This is a genomic window from Streptomyces sp. MspMP-M5 (genome assembly GCF_000373585.1).
Lineage (GTDB): Bacteria > Actinomycetota > Actinomycetes > Streptomycetales > Streptomycetaceae > Streptomyces.
The window spans coordinates 80,044-105,478 of sequence record NZ_KB891962.1 but is presented as its reverse complement, the minus strand read 5'-3'; the positions used below and the strand labels follow the sequence as shown (position 1 = coordinate 105,478).

Genomic DNA, 25,435 nt, shown 5'->3' with positions numbered 1-25,435 from the left:
AGAGTCGCACGTAATTGAGTTGCATGCAAGTAGATTGTGCGCAACTAAATTGACCGGGCGCGTTACCCTGGGCCCATGACCACCCCATCGGTTTCCGACGCCGAACTGCTCCGCCTCGACCACCAGGTCTGCTTCTCGCTGCACGCCGCCTCGCGGGCGTTCGGGAACGTCTACCGGGACGCCCTCAAGGAGCTGGGCCTGACCTACCCCCAGTACCTGGTCATGCTGGTGCTGTGGGAGCACGGGCCGGAGCCGGTGAAGCGCATCGGCGAGCGGCTGCGGCTGGATTCCGGCACGCTCTCGCCGCTGCTGAAGCGGCTGGAGACCGCGGGCCTCGTGCACCGGGAGCGCAGCCCCGAGGACGAACGGTCGGTGATCATCCGGCTCACCGGGGCCGGCGCGGAGCTGCGGGAGCGGGCGCTGCCGGTCCCCCGCCGGATGCTGGCCGCCACCGGGCTCACCGTCGAAGAACTCCGTACCCTGCGCGGCCTGTTGGGGCGGGTCACCAGCGCGCTCGACGAAGCCTGAGGAGTCGCCACCGGGCGGGCGCGTCGCAGAGATCGCCTCGCACCCGTGGGCGTCCGACCCGTACCTCGCCGCGCCTTCGGGCGTTAGACAGCGAGCTGCCTCCCGCGGCACCGCGCCGCCCCGAAGGGAGCCCCTCCCCCGCTCCGGCGCGCCCATCACCCCTTTGAGCTACCACGGTTGGGGAGCAGCCGGGACAAAGGCGTATAAAGGGTGGCCAAACCAGCCGGGGCGACCGGCTGAATCCCGCCCAGGACGCGGTTGGCGGCATCGCCTACGAACAGCGGAGGAGCGCCACGTGAATGCGGCAGAAGTTGTCAACACCTTGCTGGAGGAACGGTTCGGGGTCGCGCGCGGCGAGGTGGACGCGGACACCCCGCTGCGCAACCTGCGGCTGGATTCCCTCGCCCTGGAAGAGCTCCGGGTGCTCATCGAGGAGCGGTTGGACGTCGATCTGGAAGAGGTGTCGCTGACCTCGCGCGACACGGTGGGACAGCTGGTGGCGGCCATCGACGGCAAAGTCGCCGCGTGACGGCCCGCCAGCAGCCGTTCACCGCGGCCGTGACCGGACTGGGCCTGGTGACCGCGGCCGGCGTGGGCACGAAGGCCACCTGGCACGCCATCACCCATGACGTGGTGCCGGGCAATGTGTCCCGGCACGACGAACTCGCCGATCTTCCCTGCGACTTCATGTACACGGCGGCGGATCTGGACCCCACCGCGCTGCTCGGGGTGGCCACCCAGCGGCTGATGGACCGGTTCTCGCAGCTGGCGGTGATCGCCGCCCGGGAGGCGGTCGGGGATGCCGGGCTCGACCCGGAGTGCTGGGACAGCGGCCGGGTCGCGGTGGTGATCGGCTCCGCGCACGGCGGGCTGCCGTTCTACGACCAGCAGAGCGCGGCGATGGCCGGGCACGGCGCCCGGCGGGTCTCCCCCAAGCTCGCCCCGCTGACCGTCATCAACAGCGCGGCCAGCAGCGTCTGCATGGACCTCGGGGCGCACGGGCCGAGCCTGGGGGTGGCCACCGCCTGCTCCTCGGGGACCGTCGCGGTGGGCACCGCGCACCAGTTGCTGCGCGCCGGGGCGTGTGACATCGCGATCGCGGGCGGTGCGGAATCGGTGCTGTCCCGGTTGCTGATCGCCAGCGCCTGCCAGATGAAGGCGGTCTCCACTCGGCGGGACGATCCGACGGCGGCCTGCCGGCCCTTCGACGTGGACCGGGACGGCTTCGTGGTCGGCGAGGGTGCGGGGCTGCTGGTGCTGGAGCGGCCCGAGCACGCCAGAGCACGGCGGGCGCCGGTCCGTGCACAGATCGCCGGTTACGGTGCGTCCAGTGACGCGTACGCGGCGGTGGCGCCGGATCCGGAGGGGCGGGGCATCGAGCGGGCGCTGCGCAGCGCGCTGGAGGATGCCGGTGTCCGGCCCGGTGACGTGGGTCATGTGAACGCGCACGGCACCTCGACAGTGCTCAACGACCGCATCGAGGCGGTGATGTTGCAGCGGGTGCTCGGTGAGCATCCGCTGGTGACGTCGACGAAGGCGATGACCGGGCACACGCTGGGGGCGGCAGGCGGGATCGAGACCGCGCTGACGGTGCTGGCGCTGGAGCAGCAGCTGGTGCCGCCGACCGCCAACCTCACGGTGCCCGATCCCCGGATCCCGATCGACGTGGTGCGCGCCGAGGCCCGGCCGGCGGCGTTCGACTGCGCGGTGAAGACGTCGCTGGGGTTCGGGGGCCACAACGCGGCGCTCGTCCTGACCCGCTAGATGAGTGGGCCGGGGCGCCGGGCGCTCCGGGCCGTATGGAGCCTCTTCGAGAAGGAATGCCATGTCCGAGGAAGTGATCCGTTCCCTGTCGGTGCGCGGAGTGTCGTATGCGTACCGGGTGTTGCGGGGGACAAAGCGGTGCACCGAGCCGGTCATGGTGCTGGGCGGCGCGCTGCAGGGGATGTTCGGCTGGCCGCAGATGGAGGACCGGCTGGGGCCGGTGGCGGATGTGGTGACGGCGGATCTGCCGGGGATGGGTACCGCGGAGCCGCTGCCGCCGGGGCCGGGCATCGACGTGCTGTGTGCGGCGATCCTGGGGATCATCGACGATCTCGGTGTCCCGCGGATCAATCTCTTCGGCTTCTCCTACGGTGCGGGGCTGGCCTTCGGGTGCGCCCGGCGGTTTCCGGGGCGGATCGCCCGGCTCGCGCTGGGCGGGGTGCCGGCGCACGTCAGCGACGAGCAGGTGGCGCACTGGCAGCGGGCCGCGAGGCGTCTGAGGGAGGGGGACACCGACTCCTTCGCGACGATGGTGGCCGAGGGGCTGCTCTGCCGTGACGCGAGCCGGTCGGTGGCTCGGCGGGAGCTGGCGTACCGCTATGTGCGGCGGGCGATGCTGCAGGCGGCGCTGCACTCGCCGCACGCGGTGGATTCGCTGAAGCGGGCGCTGAGCGATCGGCCGGACTTCTCGGGGGGCCTGTCGGGCGTCCCGACGCTGGTCTTCAGTGGTGAGCACGACACGGTGACGTCCCCGGCGCGGCAGCGGGATTTCGCGGCGACGATCGCGGGCAGCCGTTTTCTGACCGTTCCCGACACGGATCACTGGGTGGTACTGGAGCGCCCGGAGGAGGTCGCGGATCTGGTGGCGCGGTTCTTCACGGACCGGCCGCTTGCGGCGGTGGGGCGCCTGGCCGCGGCGGGCGCGCGGGCGGTCGCCGATCCGGCGCGGGTGTGAGCGGAGGGCCCGGCGGGCACGTGGCGTAGCCGGGCGCGTACGCAGGGGCGGGGCCGGGATCGCCGGAGGCGGCGGACCGGCCCCGTCGGGCTGTGACCGGGGCAACAAACTGCCGTGTGCGGAGGGGGCTTTGAGGGCCCGCGGTGGTGATGCCGGGCACGCGACGTACGTCACGTACGAGGCGGACTAGTCGAGCCCGGGGGCCCGCGGGCCGGGAATTCCAGGCGCCATTACGGACATCTCACCCGTACGCACGAAGATGGGTAGTACACGGCATCATTGCCACCATCCCGGGCCGGCGCTAACCATGTTTGCGGTAACACCGAGAACGAGCCTGCGGACTCCGCCAGAGCGGCGAGCGCGGCACTGCCCCTCGGTCCCCGGGACAGCCACCGATGGCCCCCTCCCCCGCCACCCCGCCCTGGAAGAGGTCACCTCCGCATGCCCATACCCCATTTCTCCCTGCCCCGCACCGTCCGCCTCACCCGCACGCACAAGATCTCCGCGGCGCTGGTGGCCTCCGCGAGCTGCGCGGCCGCACTGGCGATGACCGCGGCGCCGAGCAACGCCGCGACGCCGGCCGCGCACGCGTCCGCCCTGGTGAAGCCGGTCGGCGCCGACGGCCTGCCGATCGCGGCCAAGGACAAGGCGGCGAAGGAGCAGAACCAGGACGAGGCGGCCACCGCGTCGGTCGCCGCCGGCCTGCAGGTGACCGCGGTCGCCAAGCAGGGCCACGTCGCCCAGCAGGTCGCCAGCCGCTCCGCGGAGCGCGCGCCGATCGCCAAGGAGGCGCCGAAGGCCGCCCCCAAGGCCGCGCCGAAGACGTACGCGAACAACCTCGACGGCTGGATCCGGCAGTCGCTGGACATCATGAAGTCCAAGGGCATCCCCGGCAGCTACGACGGCCTGCACCGCAACATCATGCGCGAGTCCAGCGGCAACCCGTACGCCATCAACGACTGGGACATCAACGCCCGCAACGGCATACCCTCCAAGGGTCTGCTGCAGGTGATCCAGCCCACCTTCGACACCTACCACGTCGCGGGTACGGCCCACAGCCTCTACGACCCGGTCGCCAACATCACCGCCGCCGCCAACTACGCGGCGCACCGCTACGGCTCCATCGACAACGTCAACTCCGCTTACTGAGGCGGCTTTCCGCGCCCCCGAGGCGCCGCGATGTCGACGGCAACGGCCCTGCCCGCACTGTGCGGGCAGGGCCGTTGCCGTCGGCGTCGCGGTCAGTACATGTGGTCGCGGCGCGACGGGCCGCCGAAGAGGACGTCCAGGACGTGGGCGGCGATGCGGAGGCCCTCGCGCTCCCTCGGGGTCAGGCGGTGCCGGCTCTCGTGCTGGGGCCGGCGCCCGTGGTGGTGGTCGACGGGGGCCGCCGCGGCTGCGCCGGTGGCGAGGAATCCGGCGGCGAGGAGGCCGGCGAGCACGACGGTGATGCGACGGAGCATAAGCACTTCCCTACGGTGAGTGGTGGTTGTGCGTGGTCTCACTCTCGGGGACCCGCGGTCCGGCGGCCGTGCGACAGCCCGGTCGCTGCTACGAACGGACGACCCGGGCCGCCGTATCGATGGACGCCGGGGCGCGATTCGTCTCCGGCGCGCCCGGTGGGCGTGAAGTGCGGGGCGGCGGTGGGCAATTCGGATGTGACCCAGGTAACGCGCAAGGGGTTCCGGGGGGCTTCCGGGGCGCCTCGGCGGGTGACGCCGGGCACGCGACGTACGTCACGTACGAGCCCGCCTAGTCGACGGCGGAGGAGGCCCGGCCCGCAAACACGGGGTAGATAACTACTCAATTCGGGCATCGCGCCACATCTCACGAAGAGAGGTAGTACAAGGGGGCATTGCCACCCACAGGGTCGGCCGTTAACCATGGATCTCGTCGCACCGAGAGCGCGCCGCACTTCCCACCCCGAGGGTGATCGCGGCCAGGAGTCTCCGGTCCGAACGCGCCAACGATGGCCGCCTCCCCGTCCCCAGTACCTGGAAGAGGTCACCCCCGTATGCCCAGTTTCACCCTGCCCCGCGCTGCCCGGATCACCCGCATCACCCGCACCCACAAGATCGCTGTGGCCGTTCTGGCCGCCGCCGGTGCCAGCACGGGTCTGGCCGTCACCGCGGCCCCGGGCAACGCCGCGACCACGGCCGCACACGCGCCGGCCGCGGTCAAGCCGGTGAACGCCGACGGGATGCCGGCCAAGGCCGGCGCCGCGGCCGAGCGCCCCGTGAAGGCGTCCGTCGCGGAGCACATCAAGGTCACCGCCGTGGCGAAGCAGGACCGCGCCGCCGAGCAGGCCACCAGCCGCTCCGCCGACCGCCCGGCCGCGCCGAAGACCTACGCGAACGACCTCGACGGCTGGATCCGGCAGTCGCTGGACATCATGAAGTCCAAGGGCATCCCCGGCAGCTACGACGGCCTGCACCGCAACATCATGCGCGAGTCCAGCGGCAACCCCGAGGCCGTCAACGACTGGGACGTGAACGCCCAGAACGGCATACCCTCCAAGGGTCTGCTGCAGGTGATCCAGCCCACCTTCGACACCTACCACGTCGCGGGTACGGCCCATGACCTGACCGACCCGGTCGCCAACATCACCGCCGCCGCCAACTACGCGGCGCACCGCTACGGCTCCATCGACAACGTCAACTCCGCGTACTGAACCGCCGCCGGCGCCGGTGCGGCAGACGCGACGGCAGGCCCGGCAGGGCCGGCACACATGACCGACGAGGCGGCGACATGGCGCGTTCGCCGCTGAGCGGAGAGCGGGTCCCGGCACTGCCGGGGCCCGCTCGTCTTCTTTGCTCGTCGCGCCACGGCTCTGTTCGTTGTGCCACGACGGCCGGGCGGAGGGCCCGCGGTGGCCGACCAGACGAGTGAGATGGCCCGGCCGGACGGCGGACCCCGGGCCCGTGGAGCCATGGAATCGGTCATTTCAGCGTATAAGTCTCTTCATCGGCAGGATTCTGCTCAAAAGCTGCCGAAACTGACTCGACCGAAGTCCTTCGGAGGCACGAGATGCCCTTGCGCAGATCCGCACCGGCCCGGCGTACGGTCCCGCTTGCCGCCGGCTCCCTCGTCACACTCGCCACCGTGCTCGCACTCCCGCTGGGCATCCCGGGTACGGCCACCGCGACACCGGACGCCGGGAAGACCCCTGCCCACCCCGAGCAGGACTGGATGGGCTCGACCATCGCCGCGCACGAGGGCATCGCACGGTCCGGGGGTTCGGAGCCGCGCGGCGCCTGGCCCCGGCGGTCGGTGGCCGGGGTCGACGTCTCCAGCCACAACGGCAAGGTGGGCTGGTGGAAGCTGCGGCGGATGGGGGTGCGGTTCGCCTACGTCAAGGCCACCGAGGGCAACAACTACAAGAACCCGTACTTCGAGGAGCAGTACCACGGCGCGTACAACGCCGGCATGATCCACGGCGCGTACCACTTCGCGCTGCCGGACCACTCCAGCGGTGCGTCGCAGGCGCGCTTCTTCGCCCACCACGGCGGCGGCTGGTCGCGGGACGGCCGGACGCTGCCGGGCGCGCTCGACATGGAGTACAACCCCTACGGGGCGACCTGCTACGGCAGGAGCCATGCGGGCATGGTGAGTTGGATCGCCGACTTCGTGCACACCTACCGGGAGCAGACCGGCCGGGACGCGGTGATCTACACCTCGACGAACTGGTGGAAGCGGTGCACCGGCAACTCCGGCCGGTTCGGCCGCAGCAACCCGCTGTGGATTCCGCGCTACGGCTCGTCCGTCGGAAACCTGCCGGCCGGCTGGCGCTTCCACAGCATCTGGCAGCACACCTCCTCCGGGCACACGGTCGGCGACCACAACCGGTTCAACGGCCCGTACAGCCGGCTGAAGGTGCTGGCCTACGGCCCGGACGACGACGACTGACCCGGAGCCGAAGACCCGGGGCCGAAAAGGAACGCGCGCAGAACCCGCGCAGAGCACACGCGCTGACGGAAATTCGGGTACAACCATCCTCGTCCGGCTGGTGTCCAACACCGTGCAGCACCGATTGGGTGCACGACCACGCGAAGGACACCACCCGACGGGGGTTTTCCATGCAGCGTTCTTCTCTTCTCACCGGTTCGACGGCGCTGGCCGTGGCAGGAATGGCCACGATGGGCCTGGCCGGCACCGCGTCGGCCGCGCCGCGCGCCGGCGGGGCGTACAACGGGGCGTGCGGCAGCGGCTACCGCGTCGTGAATTCGGCACCGGTCAGCGGAAAAGGCACGGTCTATCTGACGTACAGCGCAAAGACCGGAAAGAACTGTGTGGTGACGGTCCGGAATGCGCCGGGGAAGCCGGTGTTCGTGCGCGCCGAACTCGGGCCGTCCGACCACAGTTCCGCCCCGGTGTTCGACAGCGGGAAATACACCGCCTACGCCGGGCCGGTCCATCTCGCGGCGAAGGGCAGGTGTGTGGACTGGGGCGGGGCCGTCGAGTCGGTGAGTGTCCGGGTCGCCGGTTCCAACTGCGGGCGGCTGGCTCCCGGGGTCACCCTCCGGCACTGAACGTTCGCTGTTCGTAAGGGAGTTGGGGGAAAGCAGTACTCCGGTGGGCCGGGCTCGGTCGCGCGGTTTCCGCGTGGCCGGGTTGCGGCCCACCGGTGTGCCGTCAGGCGTTCCGGGGCGGCGGGCCGGTGCTCTCGCGGGGCTGCAGGTGCGGGAGTTCGCCCTCGACGGTGCGGGGCGGGCCGCCGTCGAGGAGGGCGAGGAGTTCGCCGGCGGCGAGCCGGCCGAAGCCCGCGGTGTCGCGGACCAGCGCGGTGAGCGGGGGATGGGCGACGCGGCACAGCGGGGAGTCGTCCCAGGCGACGACGGACAGCCGGCCCGGTACGGGGATGCCGCGGCCCGCGGCCACCGAGGCGCCGGCGACCGCCATCACGTCGTTGTCGTAGACGAGCGCGGTGGGCGGGGCGGCCGCGTCGAGGAGGCGGCGGGTGGCGGCGGCGCCCTCGGCGTCGGAGTAGTCGGTGGTGACCGAGCGGACCTGCCGGGCGTCCAGGCCGCGCCGGGCGGCCTCGGTGCGCAGCGAGTGGATGCGACGGGCGGTGTGCGCGAGGCCGGGCAGGCCGGCGATGTGCACGATGCGGCGGTGGCCGAGGTCGTGCAGATGGTCCAGTATCCGGGCCATGGCCTTGGCGTCGTCGGCCCAGACGGTGGAGAGCAGCGGGGCGGGCGGTCCGGCGGGGGGTGCGGGGGCGGTGGGGCCGCCGATGGTGACGGCGGGGAGGCCGAGGGCGGTGAGGAGGGCGGGGCGGGGGTCGTCGGTGCGGGGGTCGACGACGAGGACGCCGTCCACCCGGCGTTCGGCCCACCAGCGGCAGTAGAGCGCGCACTCGGTGTCGAGGTCCTCGACGACCTGGAAGAGCAGGGCGGTGTGCCGGGCGGAGAGCACTTCCTGGATGCCGGAGACGAGTTGGAGGAAGAAGGACTCCACGCCCAGGGTGCGAGCCGGGCGGGCCAGTACCAGGCCGAGGCAGTCGGCGCGTTCGCCGGAGAGGGCGCGGGCGGCGCTGTTGGCCTGCCAGCCCAGTTCGTCGGCGACCCGGCGGATCCGGGCGCGGGTGCCGTCGGAGACGCCCGGGCGGTCGTTGAGGGCGAAGGAGACGGCGCTCTCGGAGACCCCGGCCCGCCGGGCGATGTCCTTGATGGTCGGGCGGCGCGCCGGTTTGCGGCGGGCGGCCTCACCGGGCGCTGTCATCGCGGGCTCCTCCGGGCCGGACCGCTGAGTGCCGACAGTCTGATCAGGGCGGCCGGGCCTGTCAAACAATGTCCGGGAGGATCGGCGGTCGGACCTCAAAATCCTTGCGGGATCGGGGTCTTGACGCCCGCTAAATCGCATTAGTAGCGTCTGCCGCGTCGCGATCCGGAAGGCCCGAGAAGGCCCACACCGCGCCGTGGAACCGGATCTCTGACGCGACGAGTACGACAGTTCTCCGGTCCGAGCACTTCCGCGCACTGCAGCAGTCAAGGAGCCGGCCATGCGTCGTCATGCCCGTCGGACATCCGCCGCCACCGCGGTCCTCGCCGTCTCCGCTCTTTCGCTGTCCGCGTGCGGTGCTCCGGACGGCGGCGGGGATTCCGGCGGTGCCTCGGGGAAGGTGGAAGGACAGGTCACCTTCCAGACGTGGAATCTGCGGGCGCGTTTCCAGAAGTACTTCGACGGGGTCATCGCGGAGTTCGAGAAGAAGTACCCGGGCACGAAGGTGAAGTGGATCGACCAGCCGGCCGAGGGATATGCGCAGAAGCTGAGCGCGGACGCGGCCGCCGGCACGCTGCCGGATGTGGTGAACGTGTCGCCCGATCTCGCGTATCCGCTGGCGAAGGCCGGGCTGGCGCTCGACCTCGGCAAGGCGGCGGCGCAGTACCGGGGCGGGTATCTGGACGGGGCGTGGCAGAGCCAGCAGATGCCGGGGCTGCCGGGTGTCTACGCCTTCCCCTGGTATCTCAACACCGGCCCGATGTTCTACAACAAGGACCTCTTCCGCAAGGCCGGTCTGGATCCGGAGAAACCGCCGGTCACCTACGACCGGTTGTTCGCGGACGCGCTGACGATGGCGCGGAACAGTGACCGGAGGATCGCGATGCTGGCGGCCGCGCCGTCGATCGAGGACTTCGGCCGTTACGGCGTGCGGCTGATGAACGCCCGGGGCGCGGAGTTCACCTTCAACGAGCCCAAGGGCGTGGAACTGCTCACCCATTACCGGCAGTTGTACGCGGCCGGGGCGCTGGACTCGCAGGCGTTGACGGCCGTGGCCGAGTCGGCGGGGCGCAAGTTCGCGCAGCAGTCGGTGGCGATGAACCCGGGCAGCGCGCTCGATCTGGCGAACTTCAAACGGGACGCGCCGGGCCTCTACAAGAACGTCGGTGTCACCGACGCGGTCAACAACACCGGTAGGGCCAATATGTACGTACAGGGCCTGATGGTGAACGCGCAGAGCCGGGTGAAGCCGGCGGCGGTGGCGTTCGCGCACTTCGTGACGGACCAGCGGCACCAGATGGCGTTCGCGCGGCAGGTCACGGTCTTTCCGAGTACCAAGGGTTCGCTGGACGATCCGTACTTCACCAAGGAGGACGGGACGGATGCGACCCGGGTGCGGGTGGCGGCGGCGAAGTCGCTGAGAACCGCGGTGAATTACACCCCGGTGCTGTTCAGCGACCAGATGAAGACGGTCCTGCGCAATGCGGTGGCCCGGGCCCTCCAGGGAAAGCAGTCGCCGAAGGAGGCGCTGGATTCCGCGGTGGCCCAGTGCGACCGTCTGCTGACGGCCGGCTGAGGCCGGAAATGGGCAGGCGGAGTGCCGTGGCGGCCGGTGTTCTACGGCCCGCCGGCCGCGGCCGGAGCGTGCGTACGCAGTGGGCCGCAGGCCCCTGGCTGTTCCTCGCGCCGGGCCTGCTGGTCGTCGGCGGATTCAGCCTCTATCCGTTTGTGAGCACGGTGGCGCATTCCTTCACCGATGCCCGGACGCTGACGGCCGGGCGGTTCACCGGCGGCGCCAACTACCGGGAGATGCTGGCCGATCCGATGTTCTGGACGGGGCTGCGCAACAGCGTGCTCTATGTCCTGGGCGTGGTGCCGCCCCTGGTGGTGCTGCCGCTGCTGCTGGCCCTGCTCGTGCGGCGGAGCGTCCCGGGGATCGCGTTCTTCCGGGCCGCGTTCTATCTGCCGGTGGTGGCCTCGGTGGTGGTGGTCGGGCTGATGTGGGTGTGGCTGCTGGACGACCGGGGGCTGGTCAACGCGCTGCTGGAAGCACTGGGGTGGGGCCGGGTCGGCTTTCTCGGCGATTCGTGGCTGCTGTTGCTCAGTGCGATGGCGGTGACGGTCTGGAAGGGCCTCGGCTACTACATGATCGTTTATCTGGCGGCGCTGGCGCAGGTGCCGCGGGAGCTGCACGAGGCGTGCGCGGTCGACGGGGCCGGCCGGGTGCGGCGTTTCCTGACCGTCACGGTGCCCGCGGTGCGCTCGACGATGGTGCTGGTCGCCGCGCTGTCCGCGGTCAACGCCTTCAAGGTGTTCTCCGAGGTGTATCTGTTGGCCGGGCCGGCCGGCGGGCCCGGTGGGGAGGACACCACGCTGGTGATGCTCGTCCAGCAGGCCGGCACCGGGCTCAGCGGGCGGGTCGGCTACGCCTCGGCGCTGTCGGTGGTGGTCTTCGTGCTGACGCTCGGGCTGATGCTGCTGGTGCTGCGCGCCCACCGCGGGGAGGACCGGTGACCGGGGCCGAGCGGCGCCGGCGGGGGCGGGCCGGGGGCTCGCCGGCGGCGCGCTATCTGTTGCTGCTCGTGGTGCTGGCGCTGACCGTCGGGCCGTTCCTGTGGCAGTTGTCGACGTCCCTCAAGGGTCCGGGCGAGGATCTCTACCGTTTTCCGCCGAGCCTGCTGCCGGAGCATCCGACGCTCGGCAACTACGCCGCGGTGGCGCGGGTGATCCCGGTGTGGGACTTCGCGCTGAACTCCCTCCAGGTCGCCGTCGCCAATGTGCTGACCAACTGCGCGGGCGCGGCGCTCGCGGGCTATGCGCTGGCCCGGCTGCGGTTCCGCGGCCGCCGGGTCGTGGTGGTGGTGTTCGTCATGGCGATGCTGGTGCCGGTGGAGAGCATCATGATCGCCCAGTTCATGGCGATGCGTCAGTTGCGGTTGAACGACACCCTGGTCGGGGTGGTGCTGCCCGGCTGTGTCGGCGCGATGAACGTACTGCTGATGCGGAACGCCTTCGCGGCGCTGCCGTACGAGGTCGAGGAGGCGGCGTTCGTGGACGGCGCGAACGCCTGGCAGCGGTTCGTGCGGATCGCGCTGCCGTCGGTGCGGGGCACCCTGGCGGTGGTCGCGGTCTTCGCGTTCATGGGCGCCTGGGACGACTTCCTGTGGCCGCTGATCGTGCTGAGCGACCAGTCGAAGTTCACCCTGACCGTCGGCCTGAACTCTCTGCACGGCACCTTCGCGGACAACCAGCGGCTGGTCGCGGCCGGTTCGGTGATCGCCGTGCTGCCGCTGATCGTGCTCTTCGCCGGACTGCAGCGCTTCTTCTTCCGCGGCGTCGAGGAGGGCGCCGTCAAGGGCTGATGCCACTTCCACCGGAGGGACAGGACCCGTCATGCCCGTAGCCCACGAGCCGCGCCGGATCCGCTTCGGCGTCAACTACACGCCGAGCCGGGGGTGGTTCCACCACTGGCTGGACTTCGACCTGGACGCGGTGCGCGCGGACCTGGACGCCCTGGCCGCGCTCGGCCTGGACCACGTCCGGGTCTTCCCGCTGTGGCCGCTGTTCCAGCCCAACCGGACGCTGATCCGGCCGCGCGCCGTCGAGCAGCTGGTGCGGCTGGCCGACGCGGCGGCCGACCGCGGACTGGACGTCGCGGTGGACGGCCTCCAGGGCCATCTGTCCAGTTTCGACTTCCTGCCCGCCTGGACGCGGACCTGGCACCGCCGCAACCTCTTCACCGACCCCGAGGTCCTCGCCGGCCAGGAGGAGTACCTGCGGACGCTGGCCGCCGCGCTCGCCGACCGGCCCGCCTTCCTGGGGATGACCGTCGGCAACGAGTTCAACCAGTTCGCGGACGCCCCGCACCCCGACCCGGACCGGATCACCGGCGGGCAGGCGGCGGCCTGGCTGGAGCGGATGCTGGCCGCCTGCGAGCGGGGCGCGCCGGGCCGCCCGCATCTGCACGCCGGGTACGACGCCGCCTGGTACCTGGACGGCCATCCCTTCACCCCCGCGCACGCCGCCCGGCTCGGCGCCATGACGGCCGTGCACTCCTGGGTGTTCAACGGGACCGCGCAGCGTCACGGCCCGGCCGGCGCCGCCACCGAGCAGCACGCCGCGTACCTGGTGGAGCTGTCCAAGGCATGGGCGCGGGACCCGCACCGCCCGGTGTGGCTCCAGGAGGTGGGCGCCCCCGCCCCGCACATCCCCGAGGACCGCGCGGCCCGCTTCACCGCCGCCACGGTCACCAATGTCCTTGACTGCCAGGGAATTTGGGGTGTCACGTGGTGGTGCTCCTGTGACGTCCCGCGGTCGCTCGCGGACTTCCCGGAGCTGGAGTACGGGCTGGGGCTGCTCACCGAGGACCGGGCGGTCAAGCCGGTGGGCCGGGCCTTCGCGGAGCTGGCGGCGCACTGGCGGGACCGTCCGCACCGGCCGCCGGCCCGGACCACCGCGCTGGTCGTCGACGCCGGAGACGCCGAGGAGGCGCCGCACCGTTCGGTGTGCGCGCCGGGCGGCCCGGTCTTCGAAGCCTGGGCGGAACTGGCCGCACAGGGCGTCCGGCCCGCCCTCGTCCTCGCCCAACTCGCCGCCGATTCCGAGCATGTGGCGGCACGTGGGATCACCGAGGTGTGTACCCCCGAGGAGGTGGTGGGACGATGAGCGGCGTGCCCCGCCCGCTCCCCCGCCGCCGGGTGCTGTACGCGGGCGCGGCGGGGGCCGCGGCCGCCCTGCTCGGCCCGTCGCCCGCCCTGGCGGAGGCCGCGGCCCGCCCCGCGGCCGGTGGTGCCGCGCCGCTCCAGCCGTACGCCGCGTACTGGTTCCCGGACTCGCTGCCCGACGGCGCACCCGCGGACGGGGTCGTCTGGCGCAGCCTGGCGTCCTGGACCGCGGAGGCCGACCGCGATCTGCCGTTCAACGCCGCGTCGGTGCCGCTCGCCGAGCGGTTCACCCCGACGCCGGCGAACACCACGGCGCGCGCCGGCCGGGCCCGGATCAGCGCGCTGGTCTCCTTCGGCCCCACCGCCGGCCAGCCGTCCCAGGGTTCGGCCACCGCCGACGTCTACGCGCCGACGCACTGGGCGTACCTCGACGAGCTGGTCTTCTGGGGCGGTTCGGCCGGCGAGGGGCTGATCCTCGCGCCCACCGCCCCGGTCGTCGACGCCGCGCACCGCAACGGCGTACCGGTGCTGGGCACCGTCTTCCTGCCGCCGGCGGCCTACGGCGGGCAGCTGCGCTGGACCCGTGACCTAGTGCGGCGGGATGCCGCGGGGCGCCATCCGCTCGCCGCGAAGCTGGCGGCGGTGGCTCGGGCGTACGGCTTCGACGGCTGGTTCGTCAACGCCGAGACCGACGGCGGGGACGCCGCGCTCGGTGCGGACATGCGCGGTTTCCTGCGCGCGCTGCGGGCCGCGGGCGCCCGGCACGGTCTGCGGATCACCTGGTACGACGCGATGGACCGGGACGGCAGGGTGGCCTGGCAGGGCGCGCTCGACGCGCGGAACCAGGAGTTCTTCCAGGACGCCGCCGGGCCGGTCGCCGACTCGGTGTTCCTGGACTTCCGGTGGACCGCGCGGACCCTCGCCGACTCGGGACGACTGGCCGGGCAACTCGGCCGTGGCCGCTACGAGTTGCGGGCCGGCGTCGATGTGGAGTCGGCGGGGTGGAACACCGCGGTGGACTGGGACGCGATCGCGCCGCCCGGCCGCGACCCCGTGGTGTCGTACGGCTTCTACCGGCCCGAGTGGACGCTGCACCACCTGCCCGCCGGGCGGACGCCGGGCCGGTTCCACGCGGCGGACGACCGGTTCTGGTCCGGCGCGGCACCGGACCCGTCCCGGCCGGCGGGCGACGGCCCGGGGTGGCGGGCGCCGGCGGGCGTGGTCGCGGACCGGTCGACGGTCACCGCCCTGCCGTTCGCCACGTCCTTCAACACCGGCCACGGCCTGCGCTGGTACGAGCACGGCACGGTCGCCTCCGACGCGCAGTGGAACCACCTCGGGCTGCAGGACCGGCTGCCGCCGCGGCGCTGGGTGGTCCGTACCGGGGGGCCGCGCCCGGAGGTGTGCCTGGACTTCGCCGATGCCTGGCGCGGCGGGAGTGCGCTGTTGGTGCGCGGGCCGCTGCCCTCCCCTGCCGTGCTGGACCTGTTCCCGACCCGGCTGCCGTGCGGGCCCGGGACCGTGCTGGAGCTGGTGCACCGCGCCGATCCCGGGTCCGGCCCGGTGACCGCCGAGGTGGCGGTGGCGCTGCGGGACGCCCCCGCGCCGGGTGCGCCCGTGCCGTACGCCTTTCTGCCCGCGGGCACCGTACGGGCCGGGGACGGCTGGCGCACCGTCACGCTGCGGCCGGGCGCCCTCGGCCGGGGGACGGTGCGCGCACTGGGCGTGCGGCTGACCGGGCGGGGCGGGCGCGCGGTGGCCTGGCGGCTGGGCGCGCTGGCGGTCCACGACGGTGCCGGCGGCAAGCCGGCCGTGCCCGGCGGGGCGCGGGTCACCGAGGCCGCCACCGCCGGCGGCGCGACCGCGCTCCGGCTGACCTGGCGGCGCGTCCCCGGTCCGGTTCGCCAGTATGTGTTGCACCGTCAACTACCTTGTGGGCGGCGAGTGTTCCTCGGTGGCACCTGCGGTACCGCGTTCTTCGTGCCCGGGCTGCGCCGGGCCGGCGGCGAGGCGGCGGCGCTGCTCACCGTCCGCGCCGTCGACGAGCTGTTCGCCCACTCCGCGCCGGCGGCCGTCCGGCACCCGTGGTGACCCCGGCCGCCGCCGCGCACCCCGTCTCCCCGACCTCTGGAGCCGTACGCCATGCATGACGATCGCGCACTGGTCGAAGCCCGTCTGAAGCGGGTACTCGACGAACGCATCCGACCCGCCGTGTATCCGGAATCCGTGCCACTGGAGGTGGCGGCCTGGGTCGCGCCAGGGATGGGGGCCTCCCCTGCTCGAGCAGAGTCGAGAGCTTGGGGAACGGTACCCGTGGCCGAGGGGCTCGCCGCCGCGCACACGCCGGTGGCGGTGGGCGATGCCTGGGGCGCGCCGTGGGGGACGACGTGGTTCCGGGTGCGGGGCACGGTGCCCGAGGCGTGGGCGGGGCGCACCGTGGAGGCGGTGCTGGACCTGGGGTTCGACGAGCGGATGCCGGGTTTCCAGTGCGAGGCGCTGGTGTACCTGCCGGACGGGACGCCGGTGAAGGGCCTCAACCCGCGGAACCAGTGGGTGCGGGTGGGGGCGCCGGTGCGGGGCGGCGAGCGGGTCGAGTGGCATCTGGAGGCCGCGTCCAACCCCGTCATCCTCGACGTTCATCCCTTCCGGCCGACGGCGCTGGGTGATCCGGAGACCGCGGGAAGCGCGCCGCTGTACCGGCTGGCGCGGATGGACCTGGCGGTGTTCGACACCGAGGTGTGGGAGCTGGCCCTGGACCTGGAGGTGCTGGGCGAGCTGATGGCGCAGCTGCCGGTGGACGGTCCGCGGCGCTGGGAGGTGCTGCGGGCGGTGGACCGGGCGCTGGACGCGGTGGACCTGCAGGACGTGGGCGGGACGGCCGCGGCGGCGCGCCGCCGGCTGCGGGAGGTGCTGGCGGCGCCGGCCGCGGCGTCCGCGCACCGGATCAGCGCGGTGGGGCACGCCCATATCGACTCGGCATGGCTGTGGCCGCTGCGCGAGACGGTGCGCAAGGTGGCCCGGACGACGGCGAACATGACGGCGCTGCTGGCCGACGAGCCGGAGTTCGTCTACACCATGTCGCAGGCGCAGCAGTACGCCTGGATCAAGGAGCACCGGCCGGAGGTCTACGCCCGGGTCAGGCGGGCGGTCGCACAGGGGCGGTTCGTCCCGGCGGGCGGGATGTGGGTGGAGTCGGACACCAACATGCCCGGTTCCGAGGCGATGGCCCGTCAGTTCGTGTACGGCAAGCGCTTCTTCCTGGAGGAGTTCGGGGTCGAGAACGACGAGGTGTGGCTGCCGGACACCTTCGGTTTCGCGGCGGGGCTGCCGCAGATCATCAAGGCGGCCGGGGCGAAGTGGCTGCTGACGCAGAAGATCTCCTGGAGCCGGGTGAACTCCTTCCCGCACCACACCTTCCGCTGGGAGGGCATCGACGGCAGCCGGATCTTCACCCACTTCCCGCCGGTGGACACCTACAACTGCCAGCTGTCGGGCGCCGAACTCGCCCATGCGGCACGGAACTTCAAGGAGAAGGGGACCGCCCGGCACTCGCTGGCGCCGACCGGCTGGGGCGACGGCGGCGGGGGCACCACCCGCGAGATGGTCGCCAAGGCGCGCCGGCTGCGGAACCTGGACGGCTCGCCGGTGGTGCGGTGGGAGAAGCCCGCCGACTTCTTCGCCCGGGCCGAGGCCGAGCACCCCGACGCGCCGGTGTGGGTGGGCGAGCTCTACCTCGAACTGCACCGTGGGACGCTGACCAGTCAGGCCCGTACCAAGCGCGGCAACCGCCGCAGCGAGCATCTGCTGCGGGAGGCCGAACTCTGGTCGGCGACGGCCGCGGTCGCCGCCGGATTCCGTTATCCCTACGAGGAGTTGGACCGGATCTGGAAGACGGTGCTGCTGCACCAGTTCCACGACATCCTGCCCGGTTCCTCGATCGCCTGGGTGCACCGCGAGGCGGAGCGGACCTACGCCGCGGTCGCCGCCGAGCTGGAGGCGCTGATCGGCGGCGCGCTGACGGCGCTGGCCGGCGGCGGTGACCGGCGGCTGGTGGCGAACTCCGCGCCGCACGCCCGGGGCGGGGTGGCGGCGGGCGCGGTGGGCGCGCCGGTGGCGTCGGGCGGGCCGGTGGACGCCGGGCCGCGCCCCGGCGGCGGGTTCGTCCTCCAGCACGACCTGCTGCGGGTCGAGATCGACGGTCGCGGTCTGGTCGTCTCCGCGTACGACCGGGCCGCCGGGCGGGAGGCGCTCGCTCCGGGCGCGGCGGCGAACCTGCTCCAGATCCATCCGGACTTCCCCAACATGTGGGACGCCTGGGACGTGGACGCCTTCTACCGCCAGGTGGTGACCGATCTGACGGACGCGGACGAGGTGGTGCTGGCCGCGGCGGCGCCGGAGGCCGCGACGGTCCGCGTGGTGCGGCGGTTCGGCGGTTCGCGGGTGGTGCAGCGGCTGACCCTGGCGCGCGGCCGGCGGCGGCTGGACATCGACACCGAGGTGGACTGGCACGAGACCGAGAAGTTCCTCAAGGCCGCCTTCCCGCTGGATCTGCACGCGGAGCGGTACGCGGCGGAGACCCAGTTCGGGCATCTGTACCGGCCGACGCACACCAACACCAGCTGGGAGGCGGCGAAGTTCGAGGCGTGTGCGCACCGGTTCGTGCACGCGGCGGAGCCGGACTGGGGCGTGGCGCTGGTCAACGACGCGACCTACGGGCACGACGTGACCCGCACGGTGCGGGAGGAAGGGCCCGGCGGGGCGCGGGGCACCACCACGACGGTGCGGCTCTCGCTGCTGCGCGCTCCGCGCTTCCCGGACCCGGAGACGGACCAGGGCCTCCACCGCTTCCGGTACGCGCTGGTCCCGGGGGCGACGATCGGGGACGCGGTGCGCGAGGGGTACCGGATCAATCTGCCGGAGCGGGCGGTGACCGGGGCGGGGGCGGTGCCGCCGCTGGTCGCGGTGGACGACGACGCGGTGGTGGTCACCGCGGTGAAGCTGGCCGACGATCGCAGCGGCGATGTGGTGGTCCGGCTCCACGAAGCCCACGGGGCCCGCGCCCGTACGACGCTGACCTGCGGTTTCCCGCTGGCCGCGGCGGTCGCCACCGATCTGCTGGAGCGTCCCGCCGAGGACGGTCCGGCCCTGGAGCGGGAGGGTGATGCGGTGCGGATGGCGCTGCGGCCGTTTCAGTTGGTGACGCTGCGGCTGTGCCGGGCGGTGGGCCCGCACACGGCCGGCTGATCCGCGGGGCGCGGCGCGGCGCGGGGCCGGGCGGCGGGTGGCTCAGCCGGGGTCGGCGGAGGGCGTGCGGGCGTCGCGGCAGGTGTCCCGGCGGGCCGCCCGCCGGTCCCGGCCGGCGCCGCGCCCGCGGTTCGCGCGCAGCGGACCGGGCCCGGGCGGGGTGTCCCGGGCCGGGTCGCGGCGCGGATCCAGGCCGAGCATGTCCATCAGCAGCGACAGATCCGCCGCGTCCCGGGCGCGGCCGGCGAGCGCCTTTCTGGCCAGCCGTCGCTCCTCGTCGCCGGGCGCGGCGCGGGCGGCGGTGTCATCGGCACTGCGGTGTTCATCGGTCACCGCTGCATTCTCGGCCGGACCGGGGCGGGCTGCCCGTCGAGCGGGCCGTTGGGCGCACGAGGGAACCGCAAGGGCGTGTATTCCCTCTTTATGGGCACTTGCACTTGATCGTCATGGTCACTCGCGTGTGATCGTCAGTAGCGGAGCCACCGTTGAAACATCCTTACGCCCGCGGCCTCACGGCCGTCCTCGTCGCCTCCTGCGCCCTGCTCGCCGGCTGTTCGGAGAACGGCAAGCCGGTCGACTTCAACGCGGGCGGCCCGGGCGGATCGTCCGCCTCCGTCAAGCCGGTGGACCAGGACACCCGGATGCCCAGCGGGCCGAAGAGCGAGTTCCGAATAACCCGCACCCTGGACGACGGGACGCACATAGCCCGGACGACGCTGAAGGGCCCGAAATCCGGCGTCACCGGCAGCGTCTGGGTGTGGGCGCCCAAGGAGTACCAGGACCCCAAATACGCCAAGAGCGGTTTTCCGGTACTGATGGCCCTGCCCGGCGGCCTGGGCAGCCCGAAGGACAAGGACGGCGTCACCAATTACTGGGTCGGCGGCGACATCAAACTCCAGGAAAACCTCACGAAGTGGACCGAGGAAGGCAAGAGCCTGCCGTTCATCGTGGTGATGCCGATGCTCAATCCGGACACCCGCTACCACGACGGCAGTGACATTCCCGGCCAGCAGAAGATGGGCACCTGGCTGACCGACGACGTCGTCGATCTGGTCAAGGCCAATTTCCGTACCTTCAAGTCCCGGGACGGCTGGGCGTTCATGGGCTCGTCCTCGGGCGGTTTCGCCGGCCTGAAGTCGGTGCTGAAGTACCCGGAGAAGTTCAAGGCGGCGATAGCCAGCGGCCCGGACATCGTGCCGGATTCCCCGATGTGGGCCGGGCACCAGAAGGAGAAGGACGCCAACAACCCGGAAAAGCTCGCGGCCGGCCTGCTGAAAAAGGGCGGGCCCGAGGTGTATCTGGCGTTCCAGGCCGGCAGCAAGGAGGGTCCGTCGGTGCTGAATCCGATCCATCGCTTCCGGGAGAAGTACGGAAAGGGCCCGATCCACACCGCACTCCAGGTCATTCCCGGCGGCCGGCACAATGCCTGGGATTACGAGAAGGGCATGGCGGCGAGCTCCATCAAATTCATCAGCGACCAGTTGAAGGCCCCGGTTCCCAGCGACTCGTGATGCAGATCGTCCGTTCGGGGGTGATGCTGGAGCCGAGGGGGGTCCGTCGCTGAGGAGGACGACCCATGTCCGTGCTGGACAAGCTCAAGCAGATGCTCAAGGGCCATGAGGACCAGGCAGGCAAGGGCATCGACAAGGCCGGCGACTACGTCGACGAACGGACCCAGGGCAAGTACCAGAGCCAGGTCGACACCGCCCAGGACAAGCTCAAGGAGCAGCTCGGCGGAACGGACCGGGACACGGACCAGCCGCCGCAGTGAACCCGCGCCCGGCCCGGGACGAGGAAGCGGGCCGGGATTAGGCTGAACGGATGATCACCACCGCGTCCGCCCGGCTCGCCGCCGACGTTCTCATGCGCCCCGCCGAGCTGGCGGACGCCGCCGGGTTCGCCCGGTCCTACCAGCGCAGTCTCGACCACATCCGCGCCACCGAACCGGTCCGTGCGGAGGGGTACTACACGACGGCCGGCCAGACCGAGCGCCTCCGGGCTCTGCTGGCGGAGCGGGACGCCGGGCGGGTGATGCCCTGGGTCCTGGTCCGCGAGCCGGACGACGGGTCCGATGAGCCGGACGTGGCGGGCGCGATCACCCTGTCGCAGATCACCTACGGCCCGCTGCGCAGCGCGAGCGTCGGCTACTGGATCGACGCCGGGCAGCTGCGCCGCGGGCTGGCGTCCGCCGCACTGCGGGCGGTGTGCGCGGTGGCCGACCGGGAGCTGGGGCTGCACCGCCTGGAGGCGGGCACGCTGCTGGACAACACCGCCTCGCAGCGGGTCCTGACCGGCTGCGGCTTCACCCTCTACGGCACCGCGGAGAAGTACCTGCACATCAACGGCGCCTGGCGGGACCACCGGCTGTTCCAGAAGATCCTCAACGACCGCCACCCGTAGCCGGGACGTCCCATACGGCGGCGCCCGCCCCCTGCACGGGGGCGGGCGCCGTCGGTTCCGGCGGGGCCGCGATCACGGGGCGGCCAGCACCCGGATCTTCTCCGCCTGCGGGCCCTTCTGGCCCTGGGTGACCTCGAAGGTGACCTTCTGGCCCTCCAGCAGCTCGCGGTAGCCGGTGGCGTCGATGTTCGAGTAGTGCGCGAAGACGTCGGCGCCGCCGTCGTCCTGCGCGATGAAGCCGAAGCCCTTCTCCGAGTTGAACCATTTCACCGTGCCCGAAGCCATGTTGCGTCTCCTTCGCTCTATGGGCCCGAATCGGCTCCCGCAACCCGCGGAATCCGGAGGTGATCGCCCTGGTCCGGAGACGTACCGGACACAAAGAACGCCCGTGAATGCGACACGGGCGCCCGGCACTTCGGAACCACGACAGCTGATCAGGACGCTACACCGACCGAGCCCGCCAGTCACCACAAACCATGGCAAACGCGTCATCCTTCACCGGGCAAGGTCACACCGCGTCCTCCGTATCCCCGACCGATCGGACGCATGTACGACATCGGCGCCGGTCAGGAGGCCGGTCCGCCGTCTACGGAACCGTCGGGTCGCCGCCGGCGCCACCACAGCGCGGTGCCGAGCCCGGCCAGTGCGACCACCGCGGCGGCGCAGAAGGACCAGACGACCACGTCACCGGTGCGGCCGGCCGACTTCGCGTCCGACGCCCGGCGCAGCGCGGTGGCCGAGGACCCGTGGGCGGCCGGCTCCGTCCCGGGGTCGCGCCCGTCGGGGGCCGCGGCGGGCAGCACGCCGACCGCCGCGGCCCGGGGCGCGGCGGCGAACCCCCAGTCCAGCAGGGCCCGGGCCTCCTCGTAGACCGCGTTGTCGGCGCCGGACTGCGGGTTCATCACGATGACCAGCAGCGTGCGGTCGCCGCGCCGGGCGGCCGCGATCAGGGTGTTGCCGGCGTGCGAGGTGTAGCCGTTCTTCACCCCGATAAGGCCCTGGTAGGGGGTGACTCCGTGCGAGCCGACCAGCAGCCGGTTGGTGTTCTGGATGCCGGACGCGTCCGGCCCGCCGTCCTCGGGCAGCAGCGCGGTCTTCGTGGCGGCGAGCCGGGCGAAGTCCGGGTCGGCCAGTCCGGCCTGGCCGAAGAGGGAGAGGTCGTAGGCGGAGGAGAACTGGCCGGGCGTGTCGAAGCCGTCGGCGGACTCCACGACGGTGTCGCGGGCGCCCATCCGCCGCGCGGTCACCTGCATGTCCTCGATGGTCTTGTGCCAGCCGCCGTTCATGGCGGCGAGGGCGCGCACGGCGTCGCTGCCGGAGCTGAGGAAGACGCCGTGCCACAGGTCGCCGACGCGGTAGGGCATGTCCTCCCGGAGGCCGGCGAGCGCGCTGCCGCCCTCGATGCCGGCCAGGTCCGCGCCGGAGACGGTGCGCACCGTGCCTTGGGCGAACCTCGGCAGCACGGTCAGTGCGAACAGCGTCTTGAGGGTGCTGGCCGGCGGCAGCTGCCGGTGGGCGTCCTTGGCCGCGAGGATCCGGTGGCTGCCCAGGTCCGTGACGGCCCACGACAGGGCCGAGACCCGGGGCGGCTCGGGCACGCCCGGCCGGGGCAGGAACTGCACGCCGGGCTCGTCCAGCAGGTTCCGGACCGGGGCCGGGGGCGCGCCGCGCAGGTCGTCGATGCCGTTGGGGCCGTCGGCGACCGCCGGGCAGGGCAGGGCCAGCAGGCTCGCGGCGCAGACCGCCGCTGCGGTCAGGGCTCTGACGGGGGACCAGGTCGCTGTCGACATGTGGCCACGCTAAGAACGCCTCGGGCCGCGCGCCGGTTGGCCTACTCCATACGGTTCCCGCGCGGGCCCCGCCGACTCTCCGAGGCCCGCCGGCCGCCCCCCGGCTCCCCCGGCTCCCCCGCCACGCCGTCAGGACCGTGCGGCACGCATCCCGCGCGCCTCCCCGACCGGCACGAGCGCCTGCCGGGCCTCTTCCGCCACGATCACCCCGAGCGTGCGGAAGGACGAGAGGAAGGAGGAGCGCACCGTGCTGACCAACGACCCGGCGTCACCGGCACGTTGGCCCCGGGGACCATCGCCAGGTCCGCGAGTCCGCCGCTACGCCGGCCGCCGGGCGCCGCGCGGCACCGGGCGCGCGCCCTCCGGGCTGAGCAGTGGGGCGTGCAGATCGCCGTGGCGTGCGCGGCGCGCGGCGATCTCGCCGAAGAGGAAGGTGAGTTGGCCCGGTTCGGTGCAGTCGGCGACCTCGTCCCAGGTGACCGGGGTGGAGACGGTCGGGGCGGGGCGGGCGCGCAGGGTGTAGGCGGTGGCGGTGGTCTTGGCGGCGGCGTTCTGCGAGAAGTCGATGAAGACCTTGCCGGGCCGCAGCGCCCGGGTCATCTTGTGCGTGACCAGGTCTCCGAGGGCGGCGCCGGCCTCGACGGCCAGCGTCCGGGCGTAGGCGGTGGTGCGGTCGGACGAGGTGGGCTCGACGGCGACTACCAGGTGCAGCCCCTTGGAGCCGCTGGTCTTGGCGTAGGCGGCCAGGCCGTCGGCGGCCAGCCGGTCGCGCAGCCACAGGGCGGCCGCGCAGCACTCCACGATCGTGGCCGGTTCCCCCGGGTCCAGGTCGAAGACCAGCCGGTCGGCGACGCCCGGTGCGCCGCAGGTCCACTGCGGGGTGTGCAGTTCGACGACGAGGTTGGCGGCCCAGACCAGGGAGGCGAGGTCCTGGAGGAGCACCTGGCGGGCCGGCCCCGACCTCGAATGGGGGACCGCGCAGCTCTTCACCCAGGAGGGCGTGCCGGGCGGCACGTTCTTGGTGAAGAAGCGCTGGCCGTCCGGCCCGTCGGGGTAGCGGAGGAAGGACACCGGGCGGTCGTGGAGGTGCGGGAGCAGGACGTCCGCGGTGGTGGTGCAGTAGTGGAGCACCTCACCCTTGGTGGTGCCGGTCCCGGGATAGAGGACCTTGTCCAGGTTCGTCAGCGAGAGGCGCCGCCCCTCCACGACGGTGATCGGCGACATACCATTGAGAATCCCACACAAGGGACGAACCATGCGATCCATCTGGAACGGGTCCATATCGTTTGGCCTGGTCACCATCCCCGTGAAGACCTACAGCGCCACCGACCGCGGCTCCTCGGTCTCCTTCGTCCGCATCCACGAGAAGGACGGCGCGCCGATCCAGTACCGCAAGGTCTGTGAACTGGACGGCGAGGAGGTGCCGAACGAGGAGGTGGGCAAGGGGTACCAGCCGCCCGGCGACGACACCGTCGTGCCGATCACCGACGAGGACCTGTCCCGGCTGCCGATGCCGACGGCCAAGACGCTGTCGATCCTCTCCTTCGTGGACCCCGCCGAGATCGACCCGCTCCAGTTCGACAAGGCGTACTACCTCGGCCCCAACGGGGCCGGCGCCGCCAAGCCGTACGCCCTGCTGCGAGAGGCGCTGGAGCACCACGAGAAGGTCGCGATCGGCAAGGTGGCGATGCGCGGGCGGGAGTCCCTCGCCATGCTGCGGGCGCACGACGGGGCGCTGGTGATGCACGCGCTGCTGTGGCCGGACCAGATCCGCTCCGCGGAGGGGATCGCGCCCGAGGACGTCCGGATCCGCGCGAACGAGATGCAGCTGGCCGAGACCCTGATGGACTCGCTGGGCGAGCTGGACCCGGCGGAACTCCACGACGACTACCGCGAGGCGGTGGAGGAACTCGTCGCCACCAAGCTGGCGGGCGGCACCCCGGCCGCGGCCGACGTCTCGGCCGCCCCCGGCGCCCAGGTCATCGACCTGACGACGGCGCTGGAGAAGAGCGTCCGGGCCGCCCGGGGCGGCACCCTGGACGAGGGCGCGGAGGGCGACGCGTCGGTCACCCCGCTCCGGGGCCGCGGTACCGCCCGCGGAAAGACGGCGGCGAAGAAGTCGGCGGGCGGAGGGAAAACGGGCGGGAAGGGCGGCGCCGCCGAGACGACGGCGGGTGGCAGGTCCGCCGGCGGCAAGGCCACCGCCGGGAAGGCCGGTGGCACGAGGTCCAACGCCCGTACGGGAAACGGTGGTTCATCGGCCGCCGGGAAGACCGCGTCCGGGCGCGGCGGCACCGGCGGCACCGGCCGGACCGCGGCCAGGAAGCAGACCGGGGCGAAGCGGACGTCGAAGTCCACCGCGTCGTAGG

24 protein-coding genes are annotated in these 25,435 nt (G+C 72.5%); 18 read left to right on the top strand and 6 right to left on the bottom strand.

Annotated elements, in window-relative coordinates; translation table 11 throughout:
* Window positions 1-75 precede the first annotated feature (75 nt).
* From B073_RS0137755 to B073_RS0137735, 5 genes are all read left to right on the top strand, one after another.
* Complete coding sequence (locus B073_RS0137755; RefSeq protein WP_018543242.1) at window positions 76-528, top strand: MarR family winged helix-turn-helix transcriptional regulator; 453 nt, start codon at window positions 76-78, stop codon at window positions 526-528.
* A 295-nt stretch (window positions 529-823) separates the two neighbouring features.
* Window positions 824-1,057: an acyl carrier protein gene (locus B073_RS0137750; protein ID WP_026248107.1), complete on the top strand. Its 234-nt coding sequence runs from the start codon at window positions 824-826 to the stop codon at window positions 1,055-1,057.
* Window positions 1,054-2,292 carry a beta-ketoacyl-[acyl-carrier-protein] synthase family protein gene (locus B073_RS0137745; RefSeq protein ID WP_018543240.1) on the top strand — a complete coding sequence of 413 codons (1,239 nt, stop codon included), beginning with the start codon at window positions 1,054-1,056 and terminating at the stop codon, window positions 2,290-2,292. Before B073_RS0137750 ends, B073_RS0137745 begins: the two co-directional genes overlap by 4 nt.
* A 61-nt stretch (window positions 2,293-2,353) precedes the next feature.
* Window positions 2,354-3,247, top strand: a complete 894-nt coding sequence (locus tag B073_RS0137740; protein ID WP_018543239.1) for an alpha/beta fold hydrolase — start codon at window positions 2,354-2,356, stop codon at window positions 3,245-3,247.
* 441 nt (window positions 3,248-3,688) lie between these two features.
* Window positions 3,689-4,396 carry a transglycosylase SLT domain-containing protein gene (locus B073_RS0137735; protein WP_018543238.1) on the top strand — a complete coding sequence of 236 codons (708 nt, stop codon included), beginning with the start codon at window positions 3,689-3,691 and terminating at the stop codon, window positions 4,394-4,396.
* A 92-nt stretch (window positions 4,397-4,488) separates the two neighbouring features.
* Here the strand turns inward: B073_RS0137735 and B073_RS0137730 are convergent, their stop codons facing one another.
* Window positions 4,489-4,710, bottom strand: coding sequence for a hypothetical protein (locus B073_RS0137730; RefSeq protein WP_018543237.1), 222 nt, complete (start codon window positions 4,708-4,710; stop codon window positions 4,489-4,491).
* Window positions 4,711-5,261: 551 nt separating this feature from the next.
* Between B073_RS0137730 and B073_RS0137725 the strand changes: the two genes are divergently transcribed.
* The 3 genes from B073_RS0137725 (at window position 5,262) to B073_RS0137715 (ending at window position 7,776) form a co-directional block, all read left to right on the top strand.
* Window positions 5,262-5,918 carry a transglycosylase SLT domain-containing protein gene (locus B073_RS0137725; RefSeq protein WP_018543236.1) on the top strand — a complete coding sequence of 219 codons (657 nt, stop codon included), beginning with the start codon at window positions 5,262-5,264 and terminating at the stop codon, window positions 5,916-5,918.
* Window positions 5,919-6,274: 356 nt separating this feature from the next.
* Window positions 6,275-7,153, top strand: coding sequence for a lysozyme (locus B073_RS0137720; RefSeq protein WP_018543235.1), 879 nt, complete (start codon window positions 6,275-6,277; stop codon window positions 7,151-7,153).
* A gap of 170 nt (window positions 7,154-7,323) precedes the next feature.
* Window positions 7,324-7,776, top strand: a complete 453-nt coding sequence (locus tag B073_RS0137715) for a hypothetical protein (protein ID WP_026248105.1) — start codon at window positions 7,324-7,326, stop codon at window positions 7,774-7,776.
* Window positions 7,777-7,879: 103 nt separating this feature from the next.
* Here the strand turns inward: B073_RS0137715 and B073_RS0137710 are convergent, their stop codons facing one another.
* Window positions 7,880-8,968 carry a LacI family DNA-binding transcriptional regulator gene (locus B073_RS0137710; protein ID WP_018543233.1) on the bottom strand — a complete coding sequence of 363 codons (1,089 nt, stop codon included), beginning with the start codon at window positions 8,966-8,968 and terminating at the stop codon, window positions 7,880-7,882.
* A 280-nt stretch (window positions 8,969-9,248) separates the two neighbouring features.
* Here B073_RS0137710 and B073_RS0137705 point away from each other — a divergent pair, with 280 nt between their 5' ends.
* The 6 genes from B073_RS0137705 to B073_RS0137680 are packed head-to-tail and all read left to right on the top strand — an operon-like array spanning window position 9,249 to window position 18,876.
* A complete protein-coding gene (locus B073_RS0137705; protein ID WP_018543232.1) occupies window positions 9,249-10,544 on the top strand; it encodes an ABC transporter substrate-binding protein in 1,296 nt (431 codons plus the stop codon).
* Window positions 10,545-10,552: 8 nt separating this feature from the next.
* A complete protein-coding gene (locus B073_RS0137700; protein ID WP_026248104.1) occupies window positions 10,553-11,482 on the top strand; it encodes a carbohydrate ABC transporter permease in 930 nt (309 codons plus the stop codon).
* Window positions 11,479-12,330, top strand: a complete 852-nt coding sequence (locus B073_RS0137695) for a carbohydrate ABC transporter permease (protein ID WP_018543230.1) — start codon at window positions 11,479-11,481, stop codon at window positions 12,328-12,330. The genes B073_RS0137700 and B073_RS0137695 overlap by 4 nt, the downstream gene beginning before the upstream one ends.
* 31 nt (window positions 12,331-12,361) lie before the next feature.
* Window positions 12,362-13,633 (top strand): glycoside hydrolase 5 family protein, encoded by a 1,272-nt coding sequence (locus B073_RS0137690; protein ID WP_018543229.1) that lies wholly within the window; start codon window positions 12,362-12,364, stop codon window positions 13,631-13,633.
* Window positions 13,630-15,723, top strand: a complete 2,094-nt coding sequence (locus tag B073_RS0137685; RefSeq protein ID WP_018543228.1) for an endo-beta-N-acetylglucosaminidase — start codon at window positions 13,630-13,632, stop codon at window positions 15,721-15,723. The genes B073_RS0137690 and B073_RS0137685 overlap by 4 nt, the downstream gene beginning before the upstream one ends.
* Before the next feature lie 51 nt (window positions 15,724-15,774).
* A complete protein-coding gene (locus tag B073_RS0137680) occupies window positions 15,775-18,876 on the top strand; it encodes an alpha-mannosidase (protein ID WP_026248103.1) in 3,102 nt (1,033 codons plus the stop codon).
* Between the two features lie 42 nt (window positions 18,877-18,918).
* Here the strand turns inward: B073_RS0137680 and B073_RS0137675 are convergent, their stop codons facing one another.
* On the bottom strand, window positions 18,919-19,209 hold the full coding sequence (locus B073_RS0137675; protein ID WP_018543226.1) for a hypothetical protein: 291 nt from the start codon (window positions 19,207-19,209) through the stop codon (window positions 18,919-18,921).
* A gap of 152 nt (window positions 19,210-19,361) precedes the next feature.
* On the opposite strand from B073_RS0137675, the gene B073_RS0137670 reads away from it, so the two are divergent.
* The 3 genes from B073_RS0137670 to B073_RS0137660 all read left to right on the top strand — a co-directional run bounded on the left by B073_RS0137670 (window position 19,362) and on the right by B073_RS0137660 (window position 21,276).
* On the top strand, window positions 19,362-20,387 hold the full coding sequence (locus B073_RS0137670) for an alpha/beta hydrolase (protein WP_018543225.1): 1,026 nt from the start codon (window positions 19,362-19,364) through the stop codon (window positions 20,385-20,387).
* Between the two features lie 65 nt (window positions 20,388-20,452).
* Complete coding sequence (locus tag B073_RS0137665) at window positions 20,453-20,647, top strand: antitoxin (protein WP_018543224.1); 195 nt, start codon at window positions 20,453-20,455, stop codon at window positions 20,645-20,647.
* A gap of 50 nt (window positions 20,648-20,697) precedes the next feature.
* Window positions 20,698-21,276 carry a GNAT family N-acetyltransferase gene (locus tag B073_RS0137660; RefSeq protein WP_018543223.1) on the top strand — a complete coding sequence of 193 codons (579 nt, stop codon included), beginning with the start codon at window positions 20,698-20,700 and terminating at the stop codon, window positions 21,274-21,276.
* A gap of 72 nt (window positions 21,277-21,348) precedes the next feature.
* Here the strand turns inward: B073_RS0137660 and B073_RS0137655 are convergent, their stop codons facing one another.
* The 3 genes from B073_RS0137655 to ligD all read right to left on the bottom strand — a co-directional run bounded on the left by B073_RS0137655 (window position 21,349) and on the right by ligD (window position 24,290).
* Complete coding sequence (locus tag B073_RS0137655; RefSeq protein WP_018543222.1) at window positions 21,349-21,561, bottom strand: cold-shock protein; 213 nt, start codon at window positions 21,559-21,561, stop codon at window positions 21,349-21,351.
* A 281-nt stretch (window positions 21,562-21,842) separates the two neighbouring features.
* Window positions 21,843-23,066 carry a D-alanyl-D-alanine carboxypeptidase family protein gene (locus tag B073_RS0137650; protein WP_018543221.1) on the bottom strand — a complete coding sequence of 408 codons (1,224 nt, stop codon included), beginning with the start codon at window positions 23,064-23,066 and terminating at the stop codon, window positions 21,843-21,845.
* A gap of 318 nt (window positions 23,067-23,384) precedes the next feature.
* On the bottom strand, window positions 23,385-24,290 hold the full coding sequence (gene ligD / locus B073_RS0137640) for a non-homologous end-joining DNA ligase (protein ID WP_018543219.1): 906 nt from the start codon (window positions 24,288-24,290) through the stop codon (window positions 23,385-23,387).
* 31 nt (window positions 24,291-24,321) lie between these two features.
* Here ligD and B073_RS0137635 point away from each other — a divergent pair, with 31 nt between their 5' ends.
* Window positions 24,322-25,434, top strand: coding sequence for a Ku protein (locus B073_RS0137635; RefSeq protein WP_037814145.1), 1,113 nt, complete (start codon window positions 24,322-24,324; stop codon window positions 25,432-25,434).
* Window position 25,435 lies beyond the last annotated feature (1 nt).

Coding starts and splice junctions, on each gene's coding strand:
- B073_RS0137755 (WP_018543242.1), top strand. CDS start 76: ATGACCACCCCATCGGTTTCCGACGCCGAACTGCTCCGCCTCGACCAC.
- B073_RS0137740 (WP_018543239.1), top strand. CDS start 2,354: ATGTCCGAGGAAGTGATCCGTTCCCTGTCGGTGCGCGGAGTGTCGTAT.
- B073_RS0137735 (WP_018543238.1), top strand. CDS start 3,689: ATGCCCATACCCCATTTCTCCCTGCCCCGCACCGTCCGCCTCACCCGC.
- B073_RS0137730 (WP_018543237.1), bottom strand. CDS start 4,710: ATGCTCCGTCGCATCACCGTCGTGCTCGCCGGCCTCCTCGCCGCCGGA.
- B073_RS0137725 (WP_018543236.1), top strand. CDS start 5,262: ATGCCCAGTTTCACCCTGCCCCGCGCTGCCCGGATCACCCGCATCACC.
- B073_RS0137720 (WP_018543235.1), top strand. CDS start 6,275: ATGCCCTTGCGCAGATCCGCACCGGCCCGGCGTACGGTCCCGCTTGCC.
- B073_RS0137715 (WP_026248105.1), top strand. CDS start 7,324: ATGCAGCGTTCTTCTCTTCTCACCGGTTCGACGGCGCTGGCCGTGGCA.
- B073_RS0137710 (WP_018543233.1), bottom strand. CDS start 8,968: ATGACAGCGCCCGGTGAGGCCGCCCGCCGCAAACCGGCGCGCCGCCCG.
- B073_RS0137705 (WP_018543232.1), top strand. CDS start 9,249: ATGCGTCGTCATGCCCGTCGGACATCCGCCGCCACCGCGGTCCTCGCC.
- B073_RS0137700 (WP_026248104.1), top strand. CDS start 10,553: ATGGGCAGGCGGAGTGCCGTGGCGGCCGGTGTTCTACGGCCCGCCGGC.
- B073_RS0137690 (WP_018543229.1), top strand. CDS start 12,362: ATGCCCGTAGCCCACGAGCCGCGCCGGATCCGCTTCGGCGTCAACTAC.
- B073_RS0137685 (WP_018543228.1), top strand. CDS start 13,630: ATGAGCGGCGTGCCCCGCCCGCTCCCCCGCCGCCGGGTGCTGTACGCG.
- B073_RS0137680 (WP_026248103.1), top strand. CDS start 15,775: ATGCATGACGATCGCGCACTGGTCGAAGCCCGTCTGAAGCGGGTACTC.
- B073_RS0137665 (WP_018543224.1), top strand. CDS start 20,453: ATGTCCGTGCTGGACAAGCTCAAGCAGATGCTCAAGGGCCATGAGGAC.
- B073_RS0137660 (WP_018543223.1), top strand. CDS start 20,698: ATGATCACCACCGCGTCCGCCCGGCTCGCCGCCGACGTTCTCATGCGC.
- B073_RS0137655 (WP_018543222.1), bottom strand. CDS start 21,561: ATGGCTTCGGGCACGGTGAAATGGTTCAACTCGGAGAAGGGCTTCGGC.
- B073_RS0137650 (WP_018543221.1), bottom strand. CDS start 23,066: ATGTCGACAGCGACCTGGTCCCCCGTCAGAGCCCTGACCGCAGCGGCG.
- ligD (WP_018543219.1), bottom strand. CDS start 24,290: ATGTCGCCGATCACCGTCGTGGAGGGGCGGCGCCTCTCGCTGACGAAC.
- B073_RS0137635 (WP_037814145.1), top strand. CDS start 24,322: ATGCGATCCATCTGGAACGGGTCCATATCGTTTGGCCTGGTCACCATC.